Here is a 24,528-nt window from a genome sequence, read left to right on the forward strand (position 1 = left end):
TGGCTGTCTGGAAAACTCGGGCGGTTGGGTAGCATAGCTTTACGGCGTTTCGTAAGCGTTCGGAGTGGTACGGCGAAACGGAGTAAAACGTGTTTACTCAAACGTGTCGGTACAGTGTGTAACAACGCGTATCGTTCATTGCTTTGGTTCTCGCTTATCGGAAAATCCTGCGGATTTTCCTACGGTTCGTTTTTATTTGCTAAATTGGTTACCTAAAATCGCAACAAACCATACACGAGACCGTTAGGTACAATTACAGAAATGAAAGGAAAATTAATAGAATTCATACGAACAAAAGATTATAAGTTCATAGACGAAATTGGTCAAGGAGGAACTGGCAGAACTGTTTTATTAGAAGATGAAATCATTAATGAACGTTTTGTATGTAAAAAGTACTCTCCATTCCACGAAGAACACCAACTTCAATTTTTCAAGAATTTCAAAGAAGAAATCAAGCTTCTTCACTTAGTTTATCATAAAAATATTGTCCGAGTATTTAACTATTATTTATATCCTGAGAAACACACAGGATTTATTTTAATGGAATACATAAAAGGCAGTACCATATACGATTTTATTAAAAGTAACCCTGATCGCCTAAATGATGTATTTACTCAAACAATAGAGGGGTTTATAAACTTGGAAGAAGTTAAAATTCTTCATAGAGATATAAGACCAGAAAACATTTTAGTTTCGGAACAAGGGGTTGTTAAAATTATTGATTTTGGATTCGGAAAGAAAGTAGACTTTGACGAGAATTACGATAAAAGCATATCGCTGAATTGGCGTTATACTCCTCCGGTTGATTTTGAAAATAAAATTTATAACTTTAAAACAGAGATATATTTTTTAGGAAAACTCTTTGAAGAAATAATCACTGAAAACAATCTTCAAAACTTTTCATATAAGAGTTTATTAAAAAGAATGACCGATAATGATTACAACAAAAGGATTGACTCTTTTTTTGATATTCAAAGGGAAATAACAACTGACGAATCACTTGGGGTCGACTTTTCTGAAAACGACAAGAATACATATTTACGGTTTGCTTCTTGCTTATCAGATATTTATTCAAAAATCAACATTGAATCAAAGTACATTTCAGATATAAGTAAAATAATAATTGACCTAGAGAATGTATATAGAAACTCTATGCTTGAAACCTATGTTCAAAATCATAATTCTATCGCAAAATGTTTTGTAAAAGGAGACTATCGTTATTATCGCAATAGGGAAATTGAAGTAGAATTGATTAAGGACTTTTTGACTTTCATTAAATCAGTTACTGTAGACAAACAGAAAATAATACTAAATAATTTATGGCAAAGATTGGATAATGTTGAACGTGAAATACCAATTGAAGAAAATGATTTGCCATTTTAAAAACAAGATAAATGACTCTTTGTATTGCAAGAAAAATTAACGGTGTTCCGCACTTCGCTTCAGATTCAAGATTTTCTTTCGGAGATGACGAGTATATCGATTTTGGAATAAAAGTATTTTCTGTGCCTGTCAAAATATATGCTCCATCACTTGAATCAGGAATCACAGAACTTTATAAAAGTTTTACTATCGGGATGTGTGTTGCTGGAAGCACAACAAATGCATATTTAGTCAAGGAAGCTATCAATGAAATTTTGCAGTATCTGCAATTCGCCCCAGGATACACTGATTGTTCAATGATAGGTATCTGTGAGGTTATTAAAAAAGTATTTCAAAAAACATCTCGAGATATCTGCGCGATTTTAAGAAATCACGGAATTTCAGGAATAATGATTACTGGTAATTGTCCTGAAACAAACACCTTTAGGACATTTAAATTTACCCTTGACACAACTGACTATCCTATTCAAGCGGAATATGAAGAAATTCTAATTGTAGATGGGATTGAATTTATGGGTAGTGGAGAAGACATTGCACAAGAATTACATGAAGCAAATCCAAGTTGGAACTCTCTCAAAATAATTAAAGAGGCAATTAATTCAAACAGAGACTCCAGTATTGGTGGTGGATTACAGTACGGAGAATATAACGTCAATAGGGATTTTATTATCCGTGGTGTTCAGGACTATGAACTTGATGAAAATGGTTATCCTCAATATAAAATGATGTTAAGAGGAGTAGAATTATACAAGGATGAATTTGAAGCTGGAGATTCCGATTTCCATATTGCTTATTCGTTCTTAACACCGTTTCAATCTGAAATAGATGAGATTTGGAAACAAAAAGGAATAGAATAAAAAAAGCACCTAACAAAACCTATAAGCAATAGCGCCCTGCGGGACGCTACTGCTCATATCCAAACCGTTGTGGTGCATTTAGTGGAGGAACATAAATCGAAAAAACTAACTAAAAATTGAACTAAAATTTTAATGAATTTAGCGAGACATTGTGATTTATGTGAAAACGAAATGAATAGCCTTGAAAAAGGTTTGACCTGCAAATTGACCAATAGAAAACCTGATTTTAATAATACGTGTACTAAAATTAAACTTGATAGTAAATTTCAAGAAAAATTAGAAATTGCTAATCTCGAATTGGAAATCATACGCAGAAATAAAAAATCAACATATTTTACTTTTTACACTACCATGATTATTGGTTTTTCAATAATAATTGGTGGATTTTTATTTTCTAGTTGGACTATATACAGCCTTTTTCTTTGGTCTGTGAAAATTGGAATAATTGTAACTGGATTTACATTTCTCGGAATTGCATACTCAAGACTGAATAGATTTAGGAAAAAGGATCAAAAAGCACAATTGAACAAAATAAAAATAGATGAAGTACTAAATAAATACGGAATTCAATACTTACCAACTTTTGATTTTAAAGAAAAAATTCACGGAATTCAAGAAGTGATTGTGAATATTGAATTCAAAAATTGGACAAAAAGACAAACAACAAATGCTTATAAATTTGATTATTAATAAAATAAAAACGACATCACAACAACGCGTATTATTCAATGCTTGTTCTCGCCAACTTCTGAAAACCCAATGGGTTTTCTTACGGTTCGAATTTATTTACTAATCATGCTTTACGCCTTTTTCCATTTTACCAAAACTATCCTCTGGATGTAACCACTTATTTTTTGTTTTTATTTCCGTTTGGTTTAGTTTCTGAGTGGGTATATCTTTTTTGCAAAAAAAATAACCTACCATTATTATAATAACACCGGCAACTATAAAACACAAAATAATCATACTGAGAAAATAACATTTAAAGTTAATGGGTTTAATTGTGAATTAATTACACAATCCGGTTAAATTTACTCCAGAGAAGAAGTTAATGCTATATTATTATAATGTTTATGAAAATTTAAATGCTGTAAAAATGTCGAAAATGGTGCTATTTGCACACCCCTCGTTTATCACTTATAAAGTGAATTTTAGATTATAATTTCAAATATTATGTTTCGCACCTAAGATTGGTTCCATAATTTATCTGGTATCCCTGCAGAATACTATAAAAATTAAAAAAGGCATCATTAAGACACCTTTTTTAAAATCATATTTAAATAACATGCTATGCCATGGCCATATGTTTATCGTAATAAACTGCCGGGAAATCACGCACCTGAAATCCTTCTGGAAATTCTTCCAAATTGCCACCATGTCTATCTTTAAGATTTAATTGCTTATACTGATATGTCCCAAGTTGCTTCACAAAACAGGGTACACCACTGGATTTAGCACCATCAACAAGATGGAGTGCCCAATCCAATTCCATTTTGCGGTATTGGTATTTGCCTGTATCATTGCCACTCTCACCTCCAATGATGCACCACTTTAAACCGTCCATCCTGGTGTCCCAATTAATAGGGCCTATCAGGGGTTCAAAACTGGCAAAGGTAATACATGGGAGGTCTTTAAGGTGCTCAAGCCGACCCATTTGTTCTTCACTTTCAATAGAAACCCCTAGCCAAACATTGTTTAATGAGTCGAAATATTTTGGTAATTGCTCCTTAATCCGTTCAGGACGCTTTGTTAATATTTGGTATGTGTGCTGGGGTGTCTGCCTGATGATATCCCAAGCTTCTTCGCGCCAAACATCTGCTTCATCAATAAACCAATCCGACCAGGAGCATGTGAATATCAACTCACCTTTTTTCAATTTTAAAGGTGCATAAAACATCGACTTGCTCCTCAAAACCGTTGTTGGGCTTTGCCCATATCGTTCTTTGTCACGATACATATAACAGTATTTACAACCTGGGGACACTTTCTTACACCCATGCCATGGGTTCCATGTGGACTTTGTCCACTGGATTTTAGATTTTTTCATAATTATTAATTTTAAAATTCAAATATTTTTCATTTTTATTGGTTTAAAGGTTTAAACTAGTTTAGTAAACCCATATTACCGGTTTATTAGTTTATGCGTGTATATATACACGCTAAACTAAACCGATAAACTAACCTAACTACGGAGGTTCCAGAGAAGATGTTAAAGTGTATTTGCCTTTGGGTTTTTTCTGAGCTAACCAATTTCTGGATTTACATTCAGTGATAAAATCCTTCGCTTGATTGTCACCTACCTGTTCTTTGAATAATCTGCTATAAGAGCTTTTTATTTGATTTTTAAGCCCACCATACATAAACCCCTTATCATCGCTAAAAACGTCCTTTAACAGCTTTAGTTTATCTTCATCCGTAAGGTCTTTCAGTTTTTTTTGACGATGGGTGTTTGCTGTATTTTCCACAAAATCATCTACAGCCGTTGGTAGTCCGTCAATTATTGTAAAAGCAAAGGATTCTGGCTGTATGTCCCTGGAGTATTCCGGCTTAACAACTGATATTTCCTCATTGCTATTTTCCTTTGTTACGGATAATACGAGTTCAGCTTTGTTGATTAATTCTGTGCCTAAATGTCCTCTAGCGAAAGCATTACCCTTGTTTTGATGCAACACGACAATAATATGTATGTTTCGCTCCTCCGACCATTTCAAAAGCTCATTACAAATTATTGTGGCCTGTTGTTCGTCATTTATGGATGTGACCAGGTCCCTAATCCCATCTATGATGACAAATCCAATTTTTGCATTCGCATAAATGACTGCTTCGATAACTTTTAAACGATCGTCAGGCTTTAATGCTCGTAAATGGTACAGGTAAAGATCATCAAGCTTTTCTCTCTGGGTAAGTCTCCCAATACGTTTTTGGACTAATTGCACATGATACTTGCCTTGTTCTGTATCAAAATACACTACATCCGATTGCTCTTCGGGTAATAGGCCTTCATATTTACCAAGTATTAAATCATTACTTAATACAGCTGATGCAATCGCACCTACATAAAAAGATTTTCGACTTTTAGCTTTACCAATTACTACACTGAAGTTACCTAGGGTTCCTAAGGTTGTATAGGCATCAGATTTTAAGCTCTTTTGCTTTAAGGCAACTTGAGGCTCGTTGAACTCCTGATCTTTGGTAATTCGATGCTTTTCCGCTATTTGCAGATATTTTTTATTGCCAGATGTGTCCATAACCCTATTTTTTTAATAAGGTTAAACACTCTAACAATTCACTACGCTTGTAGTACCGACGAGCTCCAATCCCATAGGCTTTTAATTTCCCCTTCACAGTGTACGACCAAAGTGTGCTAGAATTAATTTTTAAAAAATCGCAGGTTTGTTCTCTCGTGAGTAACTCCTCGGTAAATTTTTTGGATTCAAGTTCCTTTTGAAGTTCGGCAACGCTTTTTTTAACAGTTGTGCCTATCAGTTCTTGTAGTTCTTCTACCGATAGGTCTTGAAGTATTATACTATTTTTCATGATTTATGATTTTTAAATTCATAAACCAAAATTCTAAATAAAGCTTCGGTACGCCCTGCAGTACTGGTACTACTTCAGTACTATTTTTTGGATGGGTTCTATTCGGGTGGTAAACGATCTGTAAAATGGGATATTACAGGAATTCCCTTTTCTTTACAATAATCTATTATTTTTATCATTTTATCACGTGAATTGAAAATGTTTTTATTCGCATTTGAGCTTTCTGGGCCATAATTTTTCAAAGTTGCTAATACATCCTTTTCCCATTTCTTATCTCCTAATTCCTCAGCAACTCTTGGTGCGGTATAGCTATACTTTAAGTGCATTATACCTTTAGAATCAACAGTATAGTATTTTGCCATCTGACCAGATGCTAACTTAACCCCAACTTTAAACCACAATTCATCTTTGAACGTTTTAGTTGGTTGTTTGAACTTATACTCGTTTAGCTTTTCCAGATGCCTCATTACTTTTTCGCGCTCCAGATTTAATAAGTAACGATAATATTTGCGGTGAAGATTTCTGAATTTAGCTAAATCCTTGGGTAGTGTTATTTCTTTAAAACTGAGATTAAGTGCATCATGAAGTTCTTTATTATGTTCAATATTTAATGAATCAATACTTACGTTAATTGTTTTGAGCAAATCTTTCAATTCCTCATCGTCTTGAAGCATAGTTTCATTTTCAATTCTATTTTTAAGGTATTCAAGATACAAATCACGATTTTCTGGAGGTAGGGATAGTAGGTTCTCAGATATTTCCACTTTTAAAGGACTGTGCCAACCGATAACTAATTTGCTGTAATCTGTAAAGGGTTTGTCGAGAGAACTGTAGTTATTGACCAAGGCATCTTCATAATTCGTAAATGGAATATTTTCGGCTTTGCTCCATAAAAACAAAAATTCCTCTAAAACATCTTTTTTAAACATCATGTGCCGGTTAAAAGTATTTAGTTAATTCTAATGCAATGTCCTTGTTGCTTTTGCCGATATAGTTTAGGAACATTTGCTCAGTTTTATGGCCTGTTACGTAGATTAGGAACGACGTGGGTATCTGCCCGTAGAAATTAGTGGCAAATGAGCGACGCCCGATATGGGAACTGATTAATTCGTGCTTTTTAAATTTTTTTGTGACTTTTCGGTATATGCCGCTTCCAGGCTCTGTTTCTAATTTTTTGCTTCCAAGTACTTTTTCGTTCAATTTTGCAATAGCTCCTACCTCCTTTATATATAAATTATATTTTTGATCTGAAATGCGTGGAGGAAAATCCCCTCCTCTTTTATCCAGTATATCAAGTACATCTTGTTTTAATGGAATAGTCATCTCCTTACCTGTCTTTTGCTGCGCAAATTCAATAAACGTTACTAATTTTCCGTCTTTGTTAGTTTCTTGGCGTAGCATTTTTTTATTAAAACGCATAAAGTCAGAGACACGTTGGCCCGTAAAGCAGCTTATGACAAGCCAATCTCTAGCATTCTCCAATTGGTCTGCCAGCTTTTCTTTTTGGATGTTTTTTAATTTCTCAATGTCTTCTAAGGTTAAATAGATGTTTTCTGTTTTAGTGTACTTAGTTTTCAATTTTTCTAATTGATAACTAGTTTCAATGCCATTGTATCGAGCGTGGTTACAAGCGGTTTTGATAGCTCGTATTGCTCTTGTTATCGTGTTTGGAGCATAACCTTTACTAAAGCAGTAATCTTCAAATGATTTTTTAAAACTTAGGTCAACATCCTTCAGAAGCAGTTTCTTTTTAGCGCTTGTTTCATAACGTTCTAATAAGCTGTAGACAACGTTATATTTTTTAACTGTGGATTTGGCTAAGTCGTTTGTTTTTTCTTTAATGAAATACTTAAAATATTTTAGTAATTCGTTAGGCAGGGTAGGAGTTTCTTTTGGCGGATTATGAAAGGCATCTATTTGAGTTTTTAGCCAATCTTTATCGATATCTTCTGGATTAGTCTCTTTAAACTTAGTAAGAATATAAGATTTTAGTTTATTTAAAACGCCGTTAACCTCGGCTTGTCTATCTAATATATCTATGTCTCTAGGATTCTTTTTCTTGTGTTCCTTTGTCCAATAGTACTTTGAGACCTCTATGCCAGATTTTGCACCAACAACATAATCTATGTCATTGCTTCTGAAGAGAAGCCTTAAAATAAGTTCGGCACTATCCTTTGTGGAGCGATATAAGAAGTTGACTGAAGCCATAGAATTTAGTTACAGTACAAAATTAAAAAAATTGTACGGTAGTTGTACGGCTGTATTCAATATTATCGAAAATTATCCAAACTTAAACAATACTGGAACCCTCTTGAGCTCCCGGTTATATTTGGTTTTAAAGGTATTTATCTAAGTTTTTTAGTAAACAGGCTAATGTGTAATTTTGGATAAAAGTGGTTCAGGTGGGACCACTTTTAGAGATTGTAAAGCCTTGTAAATGTTAAGTTTGCGAGGCTTTTTTCGTTTCAAGGCATGAATTAGAGGGCGAATAAAAAGGTTTTAATTCAAAACAGGAACCTTAAACCCTATACCTGTTTGAAAATCCGGAGCATTATTTACAAGGAAATCTTGTTTAGCATATAACTGCAATTGAAGTTTGGGCGTGCCATAAGTATAAATAAACGACCAATTTGAAAGGGCTTTGTAAAGTGTCTCCACCCCGTGTTGCCAACCGCCGTTAATTTCACGCCACTTGCCTAAAAGTTTGTAATAATCGGCTTCTTCTTTATTATTGTACCGGGATTGAATTTGATAATTAACCCCAAAAGCGTTGTAGTTTTTTCGTTTCGTGTATTTTACAATTTCAAGATTCCCTTCTAGAGTCGCTAAAAAAGGATTATTTCCTAAATCGATAACCTCTTTAAAATTGATGAAGTTTTTACGCAAAACATTAGCACCAACCGCAACATTAAATTCAAAGTTGTTTTTCAAGGGTATTGTTTTAACGGCATTGGCCGAAACGCCGATATCCATAGACGGATTAAATTTTGAAGTATTCAAACCCAGGTGCGTACCGAAATTCAAAAATAAACAGTCGCTTTTATTCATATTCAGGGTAGGATAATAGAAATGATTAAGCTCAACCCCACCTATAAAAAAATCATTATTGTTGAGCTTTAGGGTATTGCCATGTCTATCAAAATATTCAAAATTAACTTGATTCAATCCGTAATATCGTCTACCGTAAGGGTCTTCGCCTCCTGCAATATTACTATGAACCCACTCAATCGATTCATCACTGGTAAAAAACGAAAACGGGTGTTTTCCTTTGGTTATTAAATAAGATCTTAAATGAATGCCAAGCTCATGCTTCTTTGAAAGCGGCATGTTTACGCCTATTCGAAATTCTTTAATAACAGCATCAATGACGATGTTCATATAATCTGCCGGCGTCGTTTCTTGATCTATGAAATTAAACGGGCGATCATGCCAAATAATATGACTCAATTCTGCTCTTACGTCAGGGTCTTTAGGGAAATACGCTTCAACGTAAGGGTGAAAGTTATTACCACTAGCATGATTGAAGGTTAACCTTGTTTTTTGTGGCGCTTGAATTTTAAAGTTTGTATTTATTCTAGAACTAAAAATACCAAAATGATGCGTGCTTAACAGGCTCGGGTTATCAATACCGTTTTTAAACGCTATACTATCTTTTACTTGAGGGAAGCAAACCAGGCTTGTGAGAACCATAGGAATGCAAAGTAATTTTTTACGCATAACGTAAAAATAGCTAATGTTTAAATTAAAAAAAACACTTTTTTTTTATGTTATAACACACTGGTTTTAAAATTTTTTCGCGTTTTTGGAAATTTTGAATTTTTGAAAGGAAGACATGAAAAAAGCTCGAATCATTATCAGATCCGAGCGTTATGATTAAAATTTTGCGTAATGAATTAAGCGGTTTTGTTATTTAGCTTACCAAGGATGTTTAGAATTAAAATAATAAGCCCAAGAATAAGTTCAACGATAAAAACCCATGAAATCGTGTCTTTTTCCATTAGATTAACCACCCCGCTCAGTATCAAAACAATACCATAAAAGTACCAAAAGACGGTTTGGTATTTTGCTTTTTTGGCTTGCGGTATTTTCATTAGTTTCATGGAAACCACATGAATTACTCCCAACGGAAATGAAGGAATTTTCAGTAAATTACGATTTAAAGGTGTTGACTAGACTATCTTTTATTATATTTATTTTTTCTAAGAATATTATTAGCAAATTTATTTAGATCAATTAATTTATGCCTTATAGGGTATTGAAAAATTATGTCCAAAACCAAATTAACTTTATCTCAACTAGAACAATATTTATCAAAAGCGGCTTGGATTTTAAAAGGGCCTGTGGATGCTTCTGATTTTAAAGTATATATATTTCCACTTTTGTTTTTTAAACGCCTTTCTGATGTTTACGACGAAGAATATAAATTAGCATTAGAGGAATCCGAAGGAGATGAGGAATATGCCTCGTTACCAGAGTTTCACCGTTTTGAAATACCAAAAGATTGTCATTGGAAAGATGTAAGAGAAAAAACTACTAATGTTGGGCAAGCGATTGAAAAAGCTTTACGTGGAATTGAACAAGCCAACCAAGAATTACTTTACGGTATTTTTGGTGATGCACAATGGAGCAACAAAAACAAATTATCAGACCGGTTATTAAATGACTTAATAGAGCACTTCTCACAATACAGTTTGTCAAATTCTTTAGTGGAACCAGATATTTTAGGAAATGCTTACGAATATTTAATCAAGCATTTTGCGGATCTAACTAACAAGAAAGCAGGTGAGTTTTACACACCTCGTTCTGTTGTGCATTTATTAGGTTTAATATTGGATCCCCATGAAGGCGAAACTATTTATGATCCGGCCTGCGGTACAGGAGGCATGTTATTAGAGTGTGTTGATCATTTAAAGCACAAACATGAAGATTACCGAACTCTAAAATTATTCGGACAAGAAAAAAATCTTACCTCCAGTTCTATTGCCAGAATGAATATGTTTTTACACGGTATTGAGGACTTTGAAATCGCTCGTGGTGACACCTTAAGACAACCTGCGTTTTTTGCTGCTGATGGCTTAAAAACCTTTGATTGCGTTATTGCAAACCCCCCGTTTTCATTAAAGGAATGGGGTGCAGAAAATTGGGCCAACGATCCTTATGGACGCAATATTGCAGGCGTGCCGCCAAAAGGCAATGGAGATATGGCTTGGGTGCAACACATGATTAAATCCATCAATAGTACTGGTCGAATGACTGTTGTATTACCGCATGGAGCATTATTCAGAAAAGGAGCAGAGGGTAAAATACGGAAGAAATTATTAGAAGAAGATTTGTTAGAAGCTGTTATCGGTTTAGGACCAAATATTTTCTATGGAACACAATTGGCAGCTTGTGTTATGGTGTTTAAACAAAATAAAGAAGCTTCAAAAAAGAATAAAGTTTTATTTATTGATGGCTCTGACCAAGTTCGTGTAGGACGAGCACAGAATTATTTAGAAACGGAACATATAAGTCAACTGTTTGCATGGTATAACAGTTATGAGGATGTTGAAAATTATGTAAAAGTAGCTTCTATTAACACTATTAAAGAAAACGATTTTAACCTTAATATTCCTTTATACGTTGAAAAAATTATTGAAGACAATTTACCAAGTGTTGAAGAGGCACTGTCAGATTTAAAGAAGGCTTGGGAAGAAAGTCAAAAAGTAGAAGAGAAGTTTAGAAGAATTTTAAATGAATTTATTAAATGACCCAACAAAACCTAGAAAAATACCTGTGGGGAGCAGCAACCGCATTACGTGGCACCATAGACGCAGGCGATTATAAACAATACATTTTCCCCTTATTGTTTTTTAAACGTATTTGCGATGTGTATGACGAAGAGTTTGAAAAAGCCTTAGAAGAAAGCGATGGCGATTTAGAATACGCAGCCTTTGCAGAAAACCATCATTTTATAGTACCAGAAGATGCCCATTGGAATAAAGTTCGTGAAACCACAACAAATGTTGGTATTGCCATACAAGATGCCATGCGTGCTATAGAAAAAGCAAATCCAGAAACCTTATACGGTATTTTTGGTGATGCTTCTTGGACCAATAAAAATAGGTTAAGCGATGAAACCTTAACCAACCTTATAGAGCATTACTCACAGCATAAATTAAATCTTGAAAACGTTCCAGATGACCAATTAGGAAACGCCTACGAATATCTCATAAAGGAGTTTGCAGACGATTCTGGACACACCGCAGCAGAGTTTTATACCAACCGTACCGTTGTAAAACTCATGACCATGATTATGGACCCACAACCAGGAGAATCTGTGTACGACCCCACCTGTGGCTCTGGTGGTTTACTATTAAATTGCGCTTTGCATTTACGTGATGAAGGTAAGGAATACAGAACCCTAAAATTATACGGCCAGGAAATAAACCTTATTACCTCGGCCATAGCACGGATGAACATGTTTATGCACGGCATTGAGGAGTTTAGTATAGTACGTGGCGATACCCTGGCGCAACCTGCCTTTTTAGAAAACGACACCCTAAAAACCTTTAATGTGATTCTGGCAAACCCACCTTACTCTATTAAGGCTTGGGACCAAAAGGCATTTACAAACGACCCCTTTGGACGAAATATTTGGGGAACACCGCCGCAAGGTTGTGCTGATTATGCTTTTGAGCAACATATTCATAAAAGTTTGGATGCCAAAAATGGAAGATGTGTTCAATTATGGCCACATGGTATACTTTTTAGAGATAATGAAAAGAAGATGAGAAAGAAAATGATTGAAACGGATACTATTGATTGTGTTATTGCTCTTGGAAAAAACCTGTTTTACAATTCTTCGATGGAATCTGCTCTGTTAATTAGAAGAACAAATAAAGAACAAAATAAGAAAGGGAAAATCTTATTCATAAATGCTTTTGAAGAAGTAAAAGGGGAGAAAACAATTTCTTACTTATTAGATAGCCATATAAACAAAATCTTCAAAGCATATTCTGATTACAAAGATATTGACGGATTTGCACGAGTTATTGATATTGAGAAAATAATAAAGAATGATGCGTCATTATTAGTTACTAATTATGTTAAATCTTCTAGAATTATAAAAAATAACACTTTACCATTAGAAGAATCTTATAAAAACTGGGATAAAAGCTCTAAAGAATTAAGTGAAAGTATGGAGAATCTATTTAAAACTTTGGCTGAATGGAAATGAAGATTAACAAATCTAATTGGACAAAAGTCAAGCTGATTGATTTAGTCACTAAAAAGGAGGAAAATGATAAAGAAAATGCGGCAAATAGATTTGATAAATTTCTGAAAGTTGAACATTTAGACGCTGAATCACTCCATATTAAAAGGTGGGCAAGTCAAAAAAATGGAGACGAGTTAAATCCAACTTTTTATAAAGTATTTAGAAAAGGGCAGATTTTGTTTCCAACTCGAAATCCACATTTAAGAAGGTCAGCATTGGCTTCTTTCGATGGTATTTGTGGTGAAAAAACATTGACTTTAGAACCAAATGAAGAATTATTAATTTCAGAGTTTATTCCCTTCTTATTTCATAGTGAATCTTTTTATGCCCATACTGCCGCTGCCATCGTAGGTTCTACTAATCCACATGTACGATGGAGGGACGTAGCCAACTACGAATTTCTACTACCGCCAAAAGACCAACAGGCCAAACTTGCTGAATTACTTTGGGCTATGGATGAGGTGATTGAAAGTGATGTTAGTGTATTAGAAAAACTAAAAACGGCATACCAAGTAAAAATTGAAGAATCTGTTCCTAGAGAATTTGAGGAATATTGGATGTTTGGTGATGTTATTAAAACTAGAAAAGGTATCACATATAAAAGTTCAGATTATTCTGATGAAGAAAATGGAACACCTCTATTGAATTTAAAATCGATAGAGAGAGGCGGAGGATTCAATACAGAGGGTATAAAGTATTATAATGGAGCCTTTAAAGAAGAACATTTTGCGAAAAATGAAGATTTAATTGTTGCTTGCACAGATATAACCAGAGAAGGAAGAGTTGTTGGTTATCCATTGCATCCATCAGTTTATCAGGATAAAAGAATGTTGTTTACAATGGATTTAATTGCTATAAGTATTATAGAAGATATGCTATTACGTAATTATTTGTATTATGTTTTAAAAGCAGGTTGGGTACATTGGTTTTTATTTGCTTATTCTCCAGGAACTACTGTTTTACATCTTGATTTATCGGGAATGAAAAAATTAAAAATACCAAAATATGACATTTCTATTCAAAAAGAAATTGTTTCTAAGTTAAGGCAATTTGAAAATTCAATATTTGAATTAGAATCCAAAATCTCAAGCTCCAAGGCCTTACAAAAGAGTTTAATTAATCAGGTGTTTTAAACCGTTAGGTCATGAAAACAAAAAAAGAAATAATAGATTATATAAATGCCACAAAAGGTGCTTATTTAAATAATGCTAATACCAGTTATTCCAAAATTAATAAATCTAAAGCCGTGTGGTGGTTTAATGTGCCTACAGACAAATTTAATGCCGATGTACATTTATTATTAAATACAGAAAGTAAAGTCATTTGGATTAAATTACCTAAAGGCTTTGTAAATAACCTTCAAGCAAATTTTAAAATAAGGGAAGACAAAGATGCGGTAGATTTAGAAATTTCATCTGATAAAAATCATAGGTATTTACATGATGTGAAATCTGGTGGTACTGGGTTTGATTTTAAGCCTTTTATAAAGGAAAAGATTAGTTTTTAAATAATATTCTATATTCGAATAAGGAATATATAATTGCAATAACTTGATAATTAGGTAATAAAATTGTAATATCGCATATTCGAATATGGAATATTAGGTATTATGAAAACAAAACAGCAAGTCATGAGCCCACAAGATATTGTGGTTTTATTAAAAATTATAACCTATGCTAACCAGCCTTGGTATCAAGACCAATTGGCACAAGCATTGCAAATAAGTCAGTCAGAGATCAGTAAATCTTTGGCACGTTCAAAATTCGCAGGTTTAATTGATAATTCTGGGAAAAAAGTATTTAAAATGGCATTGTTTGAGTTTTTACAATATGGTATTAGGTACGTGTTTCCAGAACAACCAGGTGCCCTTGTTAGAGGTGTTCCAACGGCACATTCGGCATTGCCTTTATCTCAAAGAATCGTTAGCGAAGAGCATTACGTGTGGCCCTATGGGAAAGGTAAAATAAGAGGACAGGCTATAACACCGTTGTACCCTTCGGTGGTCGATGCAGTACAGAATGATGAAAAATTACACGAGTTATTGGCACTTGTTGATGCCCTAAGAGTAGGTAAGGCAAGAGAAAAAGAAATAGCCGTGCAAGCCTTAAAGGATAGAATATTAGATGAGGATTTAAAATAGCTGAAAAACTTTTGATAGAGAATACAATGAAATGAATAACAAGCTTATAAATATTGCAACCGTAGCAGAAATTGCAAAAGCCTTAAAGGAATTTAAGGATCAAATGATTTTTGTAGGTGGCGCTGTTGTAAGTTTATATTTTGATGATGGCCCTATAGAAGAGACAAGGCAAACCGATGATATAGATGTTACTATAAACCTGGTAAATTATGCGTCATGGGTAAAAATGCAGGAAAGACTTTTGGATCTTGGGTTTAGTCCAAATCCAGAGGGACATGCTATATGTAGTTATTTATATAACGGCATCTCTGTGGATGTTATGCCATCAGAAGATGGGCCCATAGGTCCGGCAAACAAATGGTATAAAGAGGGGTTTGGCAATTTATGGGATGTAGAAGTTGAAGGGCAGCGGATAAAGATACTTTCAGCACCATGTTTTCTGGCTACAAAGTTTGAAGCTTTTAATGATAGAGGAAAAGATTATAGAACTAGCCACGATTTTGAAGATATTATTAATGTTCTGGACAATAGAACAACTATAGCAGAAGAAATAAAAAAGGAGCCAGAAATAATACAGCATTTTTTAAAAGAAGAATTTATAAAGGTTTTTAATAAATCAAATTTTGAAGAAATTATGTCTTGCCATCTTCATCCAATGATTTACGATGACAGACTACCTATTATATTAGAAAAGATTAAAAAAATAATCATGGATTAATATGGGATTTAACGAACTAAATAGTGTAGAAAACTACATTATAAAACAACTTACAGGTGTTAATTTAAACAGTTATGGAGTCTCTGAAGATGCTGCTAAGTATAACGGTTTATGGGAATTTAAATCACCAAAAGATTTATCACGAAGTGTTAATGAAGTTCTTTTGGAGGCCGAATTAAAGGCGGCTCTAATCAAATTAAATCCTGAGATCAACAATAATCCAGATCTAGCAGATGAAGTTATTTATAGACTAAGAGCTATTTTAATTTCTGTACATCAGGTGGGCTTGGTTCGTGCCAATGAAGAGTTTTTTAAATGGCTACAAGGAGATAAAACCATGCCTTTTGGAGAAAATAACAGACACGTTCCAGTCCGTTTACTCGATTTTGAAAACTTAGAGAATAACAGCTATGTGGCTACAACGCAACTTCGGATTCACCATCGTGAAACGAAAATTCCAGATGTAGTGTTATTTATTAATGGTATTCCAGTAGTTGTAGGCGAAGCTAAAACACCTATTAGGCCATCGGTAAGTTGGTTAGACGGTGCTCATGAAATACATGATATTTATGAAAATGCTGTATCACAATTATTTGTGCCAAATATTTTATCCTTTGCAACAGAAGGCAAAGAACTTTATTATGGAGGTGTAAGAACACCATTAGAGTTTTGGGCGCCTTGGCGATTAGAAAATGATGAAGATGCCATTGCAAGGCGTTTAGGGTTGGGTGAAGTAGGCAAAGAGCTATCAGATTTATTACATCCCAAAAGGTTATTAGATATTCTGCAAAACTTCTCATTATTTACTACTAATAAAAAGAAGCAACGCATAAAAGTGATACCTCGTTTTCAGCAATATGAAGGCGCAAATAAAATCGTTGAACGTGTAAAAGAAGGTCGTATTAAAAAAGGCTTGATTTGGCATTTTCAAGGTTCAGGAAAATCTTTGTTAATGGTTTTTGCAGCTCAAAAATTAAGGCGAGAAAAAGATTTAAAAAGTCCAACAGTTATTGTTCTGGTAGACAGAACTGATTTAGATACACAAATCACAGGAACCTTTAATGCAGCAGACATTTCTAATGTAGAAACTACAGATAGTATAAATGAGTTACAATCCCTTTTAGAGAGAGATACTAGAAAAATAATCATTTCTACCATTTTTAAGTTTAGAGATGCCAAAGCTAATATGAACGCTAGAGACAATATAATTGTATTAGTGGATGAGGCCCATAGAACTCAAGAGGGAGATTTAGGTAGACAAATGAGAGCGGCTTTACCTAATGCATTTTTATTTGGTCTGACAGGGACACCAGTTAATAAAGCCGATAAAAATACCTTTTGGGCTTTTGGTTCAGAAGAGGATGAAGGTGGGTACATGTCACGTTATACATTTCATGATTCTATTCGAGATAATGCTACGCTTCCCCTACACTTTGAACCCCGATTGGTAGATGTTCATGTGGATAAAGAGACTATAGACAAAGCTTTCGCTGAATTTAAAGAAAGTGCTGCGCTTACAGACGAGGAAGCTGATGCTTTGAATAAGAAGTCAGCTAAAATGTCTGCCTTTTTAAAGTCACCTGAACGTGTTGCGAAAATAGTCGAAGATATTGCTACTCATTTCAAAGAAAAAGTAAGGCCTCATGGTTTTAAAGCTATGATTGTTACACCAGACAGATATGCTTGCGTGCTATACAAAGAAGAGTTGGATAAATATTTTCCAGAAGAGGCAAGTAGCGTGGTGATTTCTACTTCTGCAAATGACCCCTTAGAGTTTAAACAAAAATGGGGAGTGGATAAAAGTCAGCAGGAAAAAATTGTTGATGAATTTAATGATGGACTTTCTGACCTACAGTTTATAATAGTGACCGCTAAATTACTAACGGGGTTTGACGCACCGATTTTGCAAACCATGTACTTGGATAAATCTATAAAGGATCATACCCTTTTACAAGCTATATGTAGAACCAATAGATTGTTTCCTAACAAGTCATTTGGTCGTATTGTAGATTACTTCGGGGTATTTGATGATGCGGCAAAAGCATTACAGTTTGATGAAGAAAGTATACGAACAGTAATTTCTAACTTATCGGAATTAAGAGAAAAACTACCTAAAGCAATGAAAGATGCATTATCGCATTTTGATGGTGTTGATAGAGCCATTGATGGCTTTGAAGGCCTAGAAGTAGCTCAAAATGCTATTGGTGATAACGACAAAAAGGATGCATTTGCCAAAGATTATAAGTATTTATCTAAAATATGGGAATCACTATCACCGGATACCATATTAAATTTTTATCAAGAGGATTATAAATGGTTGTCGCAAGTTTTTGAATCAGTTAAACCAGCAGCAGATAATGTTGGAAAACTACTTTGGTTCTCTTTAGGAGCACAAACCACAAAATTAATTTATGAAAATATTCATGTTGGTGAAGTACATTCATTAGATGAATTTATTCTAGACGCTGATGTCATTGAGGATATATTTAATAATCCTGATCCTAAGAATGCTAAAAAACTTGAAAAGTTATTGATAAAACGCTTTAAAAAACATGCAGGTGATCCAAAGTTCAAATCATTAAGTGAGAGACTTGAAGCGTTAAGAGATAAAGCTGAGCAGGGCTTAATTACATCTATTGAATTTGTAAAAGAACTATGTAAGTTAGCGAAAGAAACAGTAGAAGCTGAAAAGGAGTTAGAAGAACTACTCATTGAAAAAACACCCAAGGCTGCTTTAACTGAATTGTTTATTGAGTTAAAAACTGATCAAACTCCAGCAGTGGTTGAGCGTATTGTCGAAGATATAGATGCTATTGTTAGAGTAGTCCGTTTTCCTGATTGGCAGAAAACAAGTTCTGGAGAACGAGAAGTTCAAAAGTCTCTAAGAAAAGCGCTTCTTAAATATAAGTTGCATAAGGATCAGGTTCTATTTGAAAGAGCTTATGCTTATATAAAGGAGTATTACTAAAGTTAGTATTATTTCAATTTAGTCAAAAAATCTACTTTTATGGATTGCCAATGCTTCCTGCATTTTTTTCATGAAATCATTTGCGGGTTGTATAGAGAAATTAAAATGATTTAAATTAGTCATGATGACTTCAGAAAAACAAATTAATTAAAGAATAGGGCTGTTCATTGAAGTTTTTCCGTTGGATGGCCTTCCTGTTTTATGACAATATTTTTCTGGGAAATCAGTATTACCGTATTCATTCCATATCTTCCAAGCTTCCCTGCTCATGGGTTGTTTTGGATTAAATTTTATTTGTTTCCCGGTTCGTATACAAAACCCATATTGTTGTTCTTCTTCATCTACTCTTTCAGGTCTTTTACTGGGTCCTGAACCTAACTTTAATGTTTTAGGAAAATCAGAGAGACGTTTTTCTTCACTATTCTTTTTTCGGGAATATTCATAAAACATCTCAGTGGAATCATATAGGACATCTGATTTTACATAACTTTTCCCTAAGTTGATCAAGATTTTTTTATATTCATAAACAGGGCGCTTTATAAATACAACTTCATTATTCATAGCGATTTCCATACATTCATTCCAAGCATCGTTATCGGCTGATTGCGTGAAATTAGTTAGCAAACTTTGTTCGTGAAATACACCAAATTCTATATTATTTTTAAAAGAGTAGTCGTAAAGGTTGATTGAAGAAATCATTCCTTTTTTTTCATTACCATAATATTTTGCATGTAAATTGGGAACATAAACAATACTTACATTCAAAAATTTTTTGAAATAGTCGAAATCTTCCTTACTCATACTTTTTTTAACTGACTTTTCGTTCTTACCAAAGACAATTAATAAATGTATTTTCGGATTGTTCTCATGTTTGTCAAATAATTTTTTAAAATACTCTCCTAGCTTAATAAAAGGAGATACAATCATTAACATTTCTTCAGTTTCCCAAATTATATCGTAAATAGCACCTTCAAGATCAGTACCTGTCAAAAACTTACTCATTTTTAATAATTATTTTATGATTTGTTAAAGCCAAAATAAGAAATGAAGTTAAAAATTCCTACAATAGGAATGCTTAAAAACCACTTTTTGTTTAAAGGCAGTTTTTTCCGGCAACAGGTTATTGTAACTAACAGGTTATCGATTTCTTTCCATTATCCGAAACCACCAAACTCCCCAAAACCACTCCCAAACATCCTGTGACGTTACCTTACGCAAGGAACAATTCGGATTTGCATATTAAAACCTTACACCAAAAGAGCAACACCCAGACAAACGAGTATTAAGGAGATGATGAGTAATACGTAAATGGTTTTGGTTTTCCCGCGTTTTGAAAGTAAAATACCGAACATATTGTTTGGTTTTTAGAGTTGTTGCCGATATTAAAGATCGGGAAAATTAAGCACAGATTAAACAAGCTCATAACTGCTTACGAACCAACAGTATTTAATTTTGGAAAATAAACCAATTGCTTGAACCAGGCTTTGATATTTCGGATTTTTCGCATGGGGTGACTTTTAATAATGTAGCGACTTAATTGCGGAGAAATTCTTTTTATAGTTAATAAGAACACCTCAAATTTACCCACCACAATGCGTTTGCTTTTTCGCTCCAAACCTTTAATGATATCTGTGGCACAATGCTCGGCGGTCATCCCTAGGCGATGCGAGGTTTCTACCTTACCGTGGGCTTGTCCGTTTCCAAGTAGCCCTTTGGCTGTGATCTCAGTATTTATAAATCCGGGAATAACAAAACTAACATCAAGCTTACAAGGGATATGCTCGGCTTGTAAGGATTCGAAAAACCCATGAAGCGCATGTTTGGAAGCGGCGTAAGCCGATCGTCCGGGAATACCCATAACGCCAGCGAAACTCGACATAACCGCGAACCAACCATAGCCTCGTTTTAAAAACAACGGCATTATGGCCTTGGTTAGAGCCACCGTTCCAAAGTAGTTGGTTTCCATAATTTGCCGGTCAATAGCCATGGTGTTTTCCGTAACCAAGCCTTTTTGAGCAATACCGGCATTATGCACTACCAGATCCAGACCCGGTAATTGCGACACTTTTTTAATCGCTTCGTCTATCGTATCCGCCTTAGTAATATCCAGGGGGAGCGCGATCAGATTTTGCGGGTGTCTGGCCTGTGTTTTTAAAGCCTTCAGTTTTTTTTCATTTCGTGCTGAAGCGATAATCGTTGCTCCTGCGGCATTTAATTGTAAGGCTAATGAGGCACCGATGCCTGAGGACGCTCCTGTGATCCAAATCGTTTTGTTATTGAAGTCTGATGTTTTCATGAGTCTTGTTTTAAATGGTACAATGGTTTTAATCATTGCTGTAAAACTACTACCTTGAAACCAAGACATAGTCCGAAATTGACGACCATGGATAAATTCGGACGCATAGACGCCCTAAGGAAACCCTAAAAGAGATCAGATTTTATTTTTTTATTGTAACCCGTAGTTATGGGCAATGGTAAGTAGCTTTTCTCGTAAAATATTTCGATGTTCATAGGTCAAACCCTTTGTTGGTATCGGGTCTAAAAAACACATTTTTATTGTCGACGGCTTGATGTAAAGTGCTCCATAAGGTAAGGCCTCGAAACTACCTTGAATAATAATCGGGACAATATCGGACTGCGTGTTGATCGCCATCACGAGCGGGCCTTTTTTATAGTCGTTAAGGGCGCCGTCTTTTGATCGCTTTCCCTCAATGGAAATATAGATATTGCCTCCGGTCTTTAAAAAATTATTGGTTTTATTTATGGCATTTTTGGCTTGCCTCGGTATTTGTCTGATAATAACAAAATTAGTAATGCCCATAAACCACCCTACTACAGGATATAGAGCAAATTCGATATTAATAATCCCTCTTATTTTCTCTACGGGCGGAGGGAGTAAAGAGTCTAAAAAACTACTTTGATTCAGTAATACAAAAACAGTGTTTTTGGCGTTTTGAGTTTGCTCTTTTGAAAATTCATACTGAATGTTTAAATGAAAGGCCTTTAGAAATAATCTTAAATAATTCCAGAATACCTTTTGTGCTAACCATAAATCAAAAAAGCGAAGTACAGCTGCTACTAAAAAATACAGAAGACCGATCACCCAGAAAGTAAAAAGTTTTATAACATACCATAGAATACGAATGGTCTTCATGATTTAGAATTTTTATAATTCTTCGGTTCTATATAGACTTTAAAAAATAGTAATTGGTTTTTAAATCGATTTGGCTACGGGCTTTAGTTGTGCTACATCCGCCTGCTTTTTGATATCCGATAATTTTCTTGAATATTTCTTGCCGTTCAAAAACTTCCCAATAAAGGTACTTCGCACAAAATAATTGTAGGTTACAAAGCAAACAACAGAGGTTAAGAAAACCACAATCAAGAATTTAACAAACCCGGATACAGGCCAGGGGCCAATGAGTCCCGGAAGTGCTGCCGTAAGCGGTAAATGCAATAAATACACCCAATAGGCCGAATCGGAAACATAACGCATCAGTGGGGAATGTTTACTGAGATAGCGCATAAAGAGTCCCATAAAGCTGAAAATAAACAACCAAACCGTAAATGATTTTAGTAAGGCTATAACCTGAAAAGACATGGCATCATAGGTAAAATAATACACGGTGTAAATACCGGTGGCCGCAGCTAGAAACACCCAGTCGTATTGTAGGAATATGGGCAACAGGTGTTTCGATTTGAATAAAATCCATCCAATCATATAGAATGAAAAATAGAAAATAAACGTCCCAAAATCAGGTATAAAACTGGTTGAAGTATTCACCCATCCCGATTGCATGATCATCAAAATGCCGAAGGTGAAAAGCGGAAATACAATAATTCGAAGAACGGGTTTTACAAGGATCATATTAAAGATCTGACTAATTTTTCGAGTCAGTGTTTTCTGTTTTTTAAAAAGCATGCCGAGAGCAAATGAGGCTATCGAAAACAAAATAAGATAATATAAGAACCACAAATGCATGGTGGTTTCAGGAATAAAACTGCCGAGGGTTGAAAAGCTATCCCATGTGGAATTCACAAATCGGGTTCCGATCACGGATTCAAAAGGTTCATTATAAGAGAACACGGCATTTGAATATGAAAAGCCAATCACTACCAGAGGCCATAAGATGACAAGGAAAACAGCAAAAGGATATAAGATGCGCTTCGCCCTGTTGATGATCATTTTCTTTGGAGTGCGGTCATAAAATAGAAGCGCGGCAAAAAATCCGGCGATCAACATGAAAATGGGCATTCTAAAATTATGAATGGTAGATAAGATCCATTCTAAAAAACTGCTTTCTGTACCGGGGTCTCTAAGGGGCCACCCAAAAGAGGGTTTACCGCCAATATAGGTTATAGATGTATGTAAAACGATGCCGAGCATCATCATTATGGCGCGGAGAGAATCCAAAGAATGAAGCCGTTCTGTTTTGTGTTCTTTTACTTTCATGAGGGTGGTTGGTTGGTTAAAAAACTACTAAGAATTTGATTCCCAATTTAGTAAAATCTTTTTAAAGGCAAATTAACATTTGTTGGGCTGCAAAAAAAGTGGCGTATGACGCTTTTAACCGGAATATTTTTGGCGCTTAAGTTCTAAAGATTTCTTTACCTCGGGCCACTCGTGATTGGTTATGGAAAAGACTACGGAATCTCGATAAGTACCATCAGTATTTATCCTGTGATGACGCAAGATACCATCCTGTTTTGCTCCGATCCGAGCGATGGCAGCACGGGAACGTTCGTTGTGCGAATCGGTCATGAATTGTACAGCAATACATTTTAAGGTTTCAAAGGCAAACTGTAATAACAACAGTTTGCATTCGGTATTTACGCCTGTGCGCTGATGCTTTTTGGCATACCAGGTATAACCAATTTCCAAACGCTTATGTTCCGGCTGAAGATTATAAAATCTGGTAGACCCTATGATGGTACCGGAAGATTTTTCAATAACCACAAAAGGATATTCCAGGCCTTTTTGTTTTTGAGCCAGGGCAGTATGAATATAAGTGTCTATGGTAGTTTCTGAGGGCACCGAAGTAAACCATAATTCCCATAACTTACCATCGGATGCGGCTTTTAGAAGGCCTTCTTTGTGATCTTCTTCTAAAGGAATTAATGCGACAAGTTCTCCTTCTAAATGTACGGTTTCAAACCATTTTTCCATAGGCATATTAGAGCGCCGAAAGGGGCGATTCATTTAATTTCAAGTTTTTGTTTATATTATGAGGACAAGCTATCGATCACATTTTTTAGTTTCTGCTGAATATCCTGAGCGACATTGGTTAAGGCATCATTTTCTACGGCGATCATGGATGCCACCGGATCCACGGCTGCCACTTCAATATGGCCTTTATCATTTTCATGAACGACAACATTACAAGGTAAGAACAAACCAATCTTTTCTTCTTTCTGTAAAGCCTCATAAGCTGAAGGCGGGTTGCAGGCGCCTAGAATTTGGTATTTTTTAAAATCAACATCTAGTTTATTTTTTAAGGTTTGGGTGATGTCGATTTCAGTAAGCACGCCAAAACCTTCCTTTTTTAAGGCTTGGGTTACCTCATCTATAGCGTCCTTAAAGGGCTTGTCTTTTAATACGGTTTTAAAATAATAACTCATCGAACAAATTTTTAAGTTTCAATTGATTTTATAACACTGAAAAAGATA

Annotated in this window: 23 protein-coding genes; 10 read left to right on the plus strand and 13 right to left on the minus strand. The window is 34.7% G+C overall.

Going from position 1 to position 24,528, the window contains the following annotated elements; all coding sequences use genetic code 11:
- The first annotated feature begins 261 nt into the window (after positions 1-261).
- From V8G61_RS14055 to V8G61_RS14065, 3 genes are all read left to right on the plus strand, one after another.
- On the plus strand, positions 262-1,383 hold the full coding sequence (locus V8G61_RS14055; protein WP_394876514.1) for a protein kinase family protein: 1,122 nt from the start codon (positions 262-264) through the stop codon (positions 1,381-1,383).
- Positions 1,384-1,394: 11 nt separating this feature from the next.
- Positions 1,395-2,240 (plus strand): hypothetical protein, encoded by an 846-nt coding sequence (locus V8G61_RS14060; protein WP_394876515.1) that lies wholly within the window; start codon positions 1,395-1,397, stop codon positions 2,238-2,240.
- Between the two features lie 132 nt (positions 2,241-2,372).
- Positions 2,373-2,930: a hypothetical protein gene (locus tag V8G61_RS14065; RefSeq protein ID WP_394876516.1), complete on the plus strand. Its 558-nt coding sequence runs from the start codon at positions 2,373-2,375 to the stop codon at positions 2,928-2,930.
- A 598-nt stretch (positions 2,931-3,528) separates the two neighbouring features.
- Here the strand turns inward: V8G61_RS14065 and V8G61_RS14070 are convergent.
- From V8G61_RS14070 to V8G61_RS14100, 7 genes are all read right to left on the minus strand, one after another.
- Positions 3,529-4,287 carry a DUF5131 family protein gene (locus tag V8G61_RS14070; RefSeq protein WP_394876517.1) on the minus strand — a complete coding sequence of 253 codons (759 nt, stop codon included), beginning with the start codon at positions 4,285-4,287 and terminating at the stop codon, positions 3,529-3,531.
- A gap of 139 nt (positions 4,288-4,426) precedes the next feature.
- Positions 4,427-5,488: an AAA family ATPase gene (locus tag V8G61_RS14075; protein ID WP_394876518.1), complete on the minus strand. Its 1,062-nt coding sequence runs from the start codon at positions 5,486-5,488 to the stop codon at positions 4,427-4,429.
- 4 nt (positions 5,489-5,492) lie between these two features.
- Positions 5,493-5,777 carry a helix-turn-helix domain-containing protein gene (locus V8G61_RS14080; RefSeq protein ID WP_394876520.1) on the minus strand — a complete coding sequence of 95 codons (285 nt, stop codon included), beginning with the start codon at positions 5,775-5,777 and terminating at the stop codon, positions 5,493-5,495.
- Between the two features lie 98 nt (positions 5,778-5,875).
- On the minus strand, positions 5,876-6,709 hold the full coding sequence (locus V8G61_RS14085; RefSeq protein WP_394876521.1) for a hypothetical protein: 834 nt from the start codon (positions 6,707-6,709) through the stop codon (positions 5,876-5,878).
- 7 nt (positions 6,710-6,716) lie between these two features.
- The gene (locus V8G61_RS14090; RefSeq protein WP_394876522.1) at positions 6,717-7,985 is read right to left on the minus strand and encodes a tyrosine-type recombinase/integrase; all 1,269 of its coding nucleotides are present in this window, start codon (positions 7,983-7,985) and stop codon (positions 6,717-6,719) included.
- A 291-nt stretch (positions 7,986-8,276) separates the two neighbouring features.
- Positions 8,277-9,467 (minus strand): hypothetical protein, encoded by a 1,191-nt coding sequence (locus V8G61_RS14095; protein WP_394876523.1) that lies wholly within the window; start codon positions 9,465-9,467, stop codon positions 8,277-8,279.
- Positions 9,468-9,670: 203 nt separating this feature from the next.
- The gene (locus V8G61_RS14100) at positions 9,671-9,877 is read right to left on the minus strand and encodes a hypothetical protein (protein ID WP_394876524.1); all 207 of its coding nucleotides are present in this window, start codon (positions 9,875-9,877) and stop codon (positions 9,671-9,673) included.
- A gap of 165 nt (positions 9,878-10,042) precedes the next feature.
- Here V8G61_RS14100 and V8G61_RS14105 point away from each other — a divergent pair, with 165 nt between their 5' ends.
- From V8G61_RS14105 to V8G61_RS14135, 7 genes are all read left to right on the plus strand, one after another.
- Positions 10,043-11,527 carry an N-6 DNA methylase gene (locus V8G61_RS14105; protein WP_394876525.1) on the plus strand — a complete coding sequence of 495 codons (1,485 nt, stop codon included), beginning with the start codon at positions 10,043-10,045 and terminating at the stop codon, positions 11,525-11,527.
- On the plus strand, positions 11,524-12,996 hold the full coding sequence (locus V8G61_RS14110) for an N-6 DNA methylase (protein ID WP_394876526.1): 1,473 nt from the start codon (positions 11,524-11,526) through the stop codon (positions 12,994-12,996). The genes V8G61_RS14105 and V8G61_RS14110 overlap by 4 nt, the downstream gene beginning before the upstream one ends.
- Complete coding sequence (locus V8G61_RS14115; protein ID WP_394876527.1) at positions 12,987-14,168, plus strand: restriction endonuclease subunit S; 1,182 nt, start codon at positions 12,987-12,989, stop codon at positions 14,166-14,168. The genes V8G61_RS14110 and V8G61_RS14115 overlap by 10 nt, the downstream gene beginning before the upstream one ends.
- A gap of 11 nt (positions 14,169-14,179) precedes the next feature.
- Positions 14,180-14,542, plus strand: a complete 363-nt coding sequence (locus tag V8G61_RS14120) for a hypothetical protein (protein ID WP_394876528.1) — start codon at positions 14,180-14,182, stop codon at positions 14,540-14,542.
- A 123-nt stretch (positions 14,543-14,665) separates the two neighbouring features.
- On the plus strand, positions 14,666-15,175 hold the full coding sequence (locus V8G61_RS14125) for a hypothetical protein (protein WP_394876529.1): 510 nt from the start codon (positions 14,666-14,668) through the stop codon (positions 15,173-15,175).
- A gap of 31 nt (positions 15,176-15,206) precedes the next feature.
- The gene (locus V8G61_RS14130; RefSeq protein WP_394876530.1) at positions 15,207-15,893 is read left to right on the plus strand and encodes a hypothetical protein; all 687 of its coding nucleotides are present in this window, start codon (positions 15,207-15,209) and stop codon (positions 15,891-15,893) included.
- Position 15,894: 1 nt separating this feature from the next.
- Complete coding sequence (locus tag V8G61_RS14135) at positions 15,895-18,861, plus strand: type I restriction endonuclease subunit R (protein ID WP_394876531.1); 2,967 nt, start codon at positions 15,895-15,897, stop codon at positions 18,859-18,861.
- A 147-nt stretch (positions 18,862-19,008) separates the two neighbouring features.
- Here the strand turns inward: V8G61_RS14135 and V8G61_RS14140 are convergent, their stop codons facing one another.
- The 6 genes from V8G61_RS14140 to V8G61_RS14165 all read right to left on the minus strand — a co-directional run bounded on the left by V8G61_RS14140 (position 19,009) and on the right by V8G61_RS14165 (position 24,480).
- The gene (locus V8G61_RS14140) at positions 19,009-19,863 is read right to left on the minus strand and encodes a phospholipase D family protein (RefSeq protein WP_394876532.1); all 855 of its coding nucleotides are present in this window, start codon (positions 19,861-19,863) and stop codon (positions 19,009-19,011) included.
- Between the two features lie 427 nt (positions 19,864-20,290).
- Entirely contained in the window at positions 20,291-21,157 is an 867-nt protein-coding gene (locus tag V8G61_RS14145; protein ID WP_394876533.1) for an SDR family NAD(P)-dependent oxidoreductase, read from the minus strand.
- A gap of 150 nt (positions 21,158-21,307) precedes the next feature.
- Positions 21,308-22,015: a lysophospholipid acyltransferase family protein gene (locus V8G61_RS14150; protein ID WP_394876534.1), complete on the minus strand. Its 708-nt coding sequence runs from the start codon at positions 22,013-22,015 to the stop codon at positions 21,308-21,310.
- 60 nt (positions 22,016-22,075) lie between these two features.
- The gene (locus V8G61_RS14155) at positions 22,076-23,314 is read right to left on the minus strand and encodes an acyltransferase family protein (protein WP_394876535.1); all 1,239 of its coding nucleotides are present in this window, start codon (positions 23,312-23,314) and stop codon (positions 22,076-22,078) included.
- A 114-nt stretch (positions 23,315-23,428) separates the two neighbouring features.
- Entirely contained in the window at positions 23,429-24,061 is a 633-nt protein-coding gene (locus tag V8G61_RS14160; RefSeq protein ID WP_394876536.1) for a GNAT family N-acetyltransferase, read from the minus strand.
- A 23-nt stretch (positions 24,062-24,084) separates the two neighbouring features.
- Positions 24,085-24,480: a DUF302 domain-containing protein gene (locus V8G61_RS14165; RefSeq protein ID WP_394876537.1), complete on the minus strand. Its 396-nt coding sequence runs from the start codon at positions 24,478-24,480 to the stop codon at positions 24,085-24,087.
- Positions 24,481-24,528 lie beyond the last annotated feature (48 nt).

The sequence above is a fragment of the Gaetbulibacter sp. M240 genome (genome assembly GCF_043876815.1).
In the GTDB taxonomy this organism is placed as follows: Bacteria; Bacteroidota; Bacteroidia; order Flavobacteriales; family Flavobacteriaceae; genus Gaetbulibacter_A.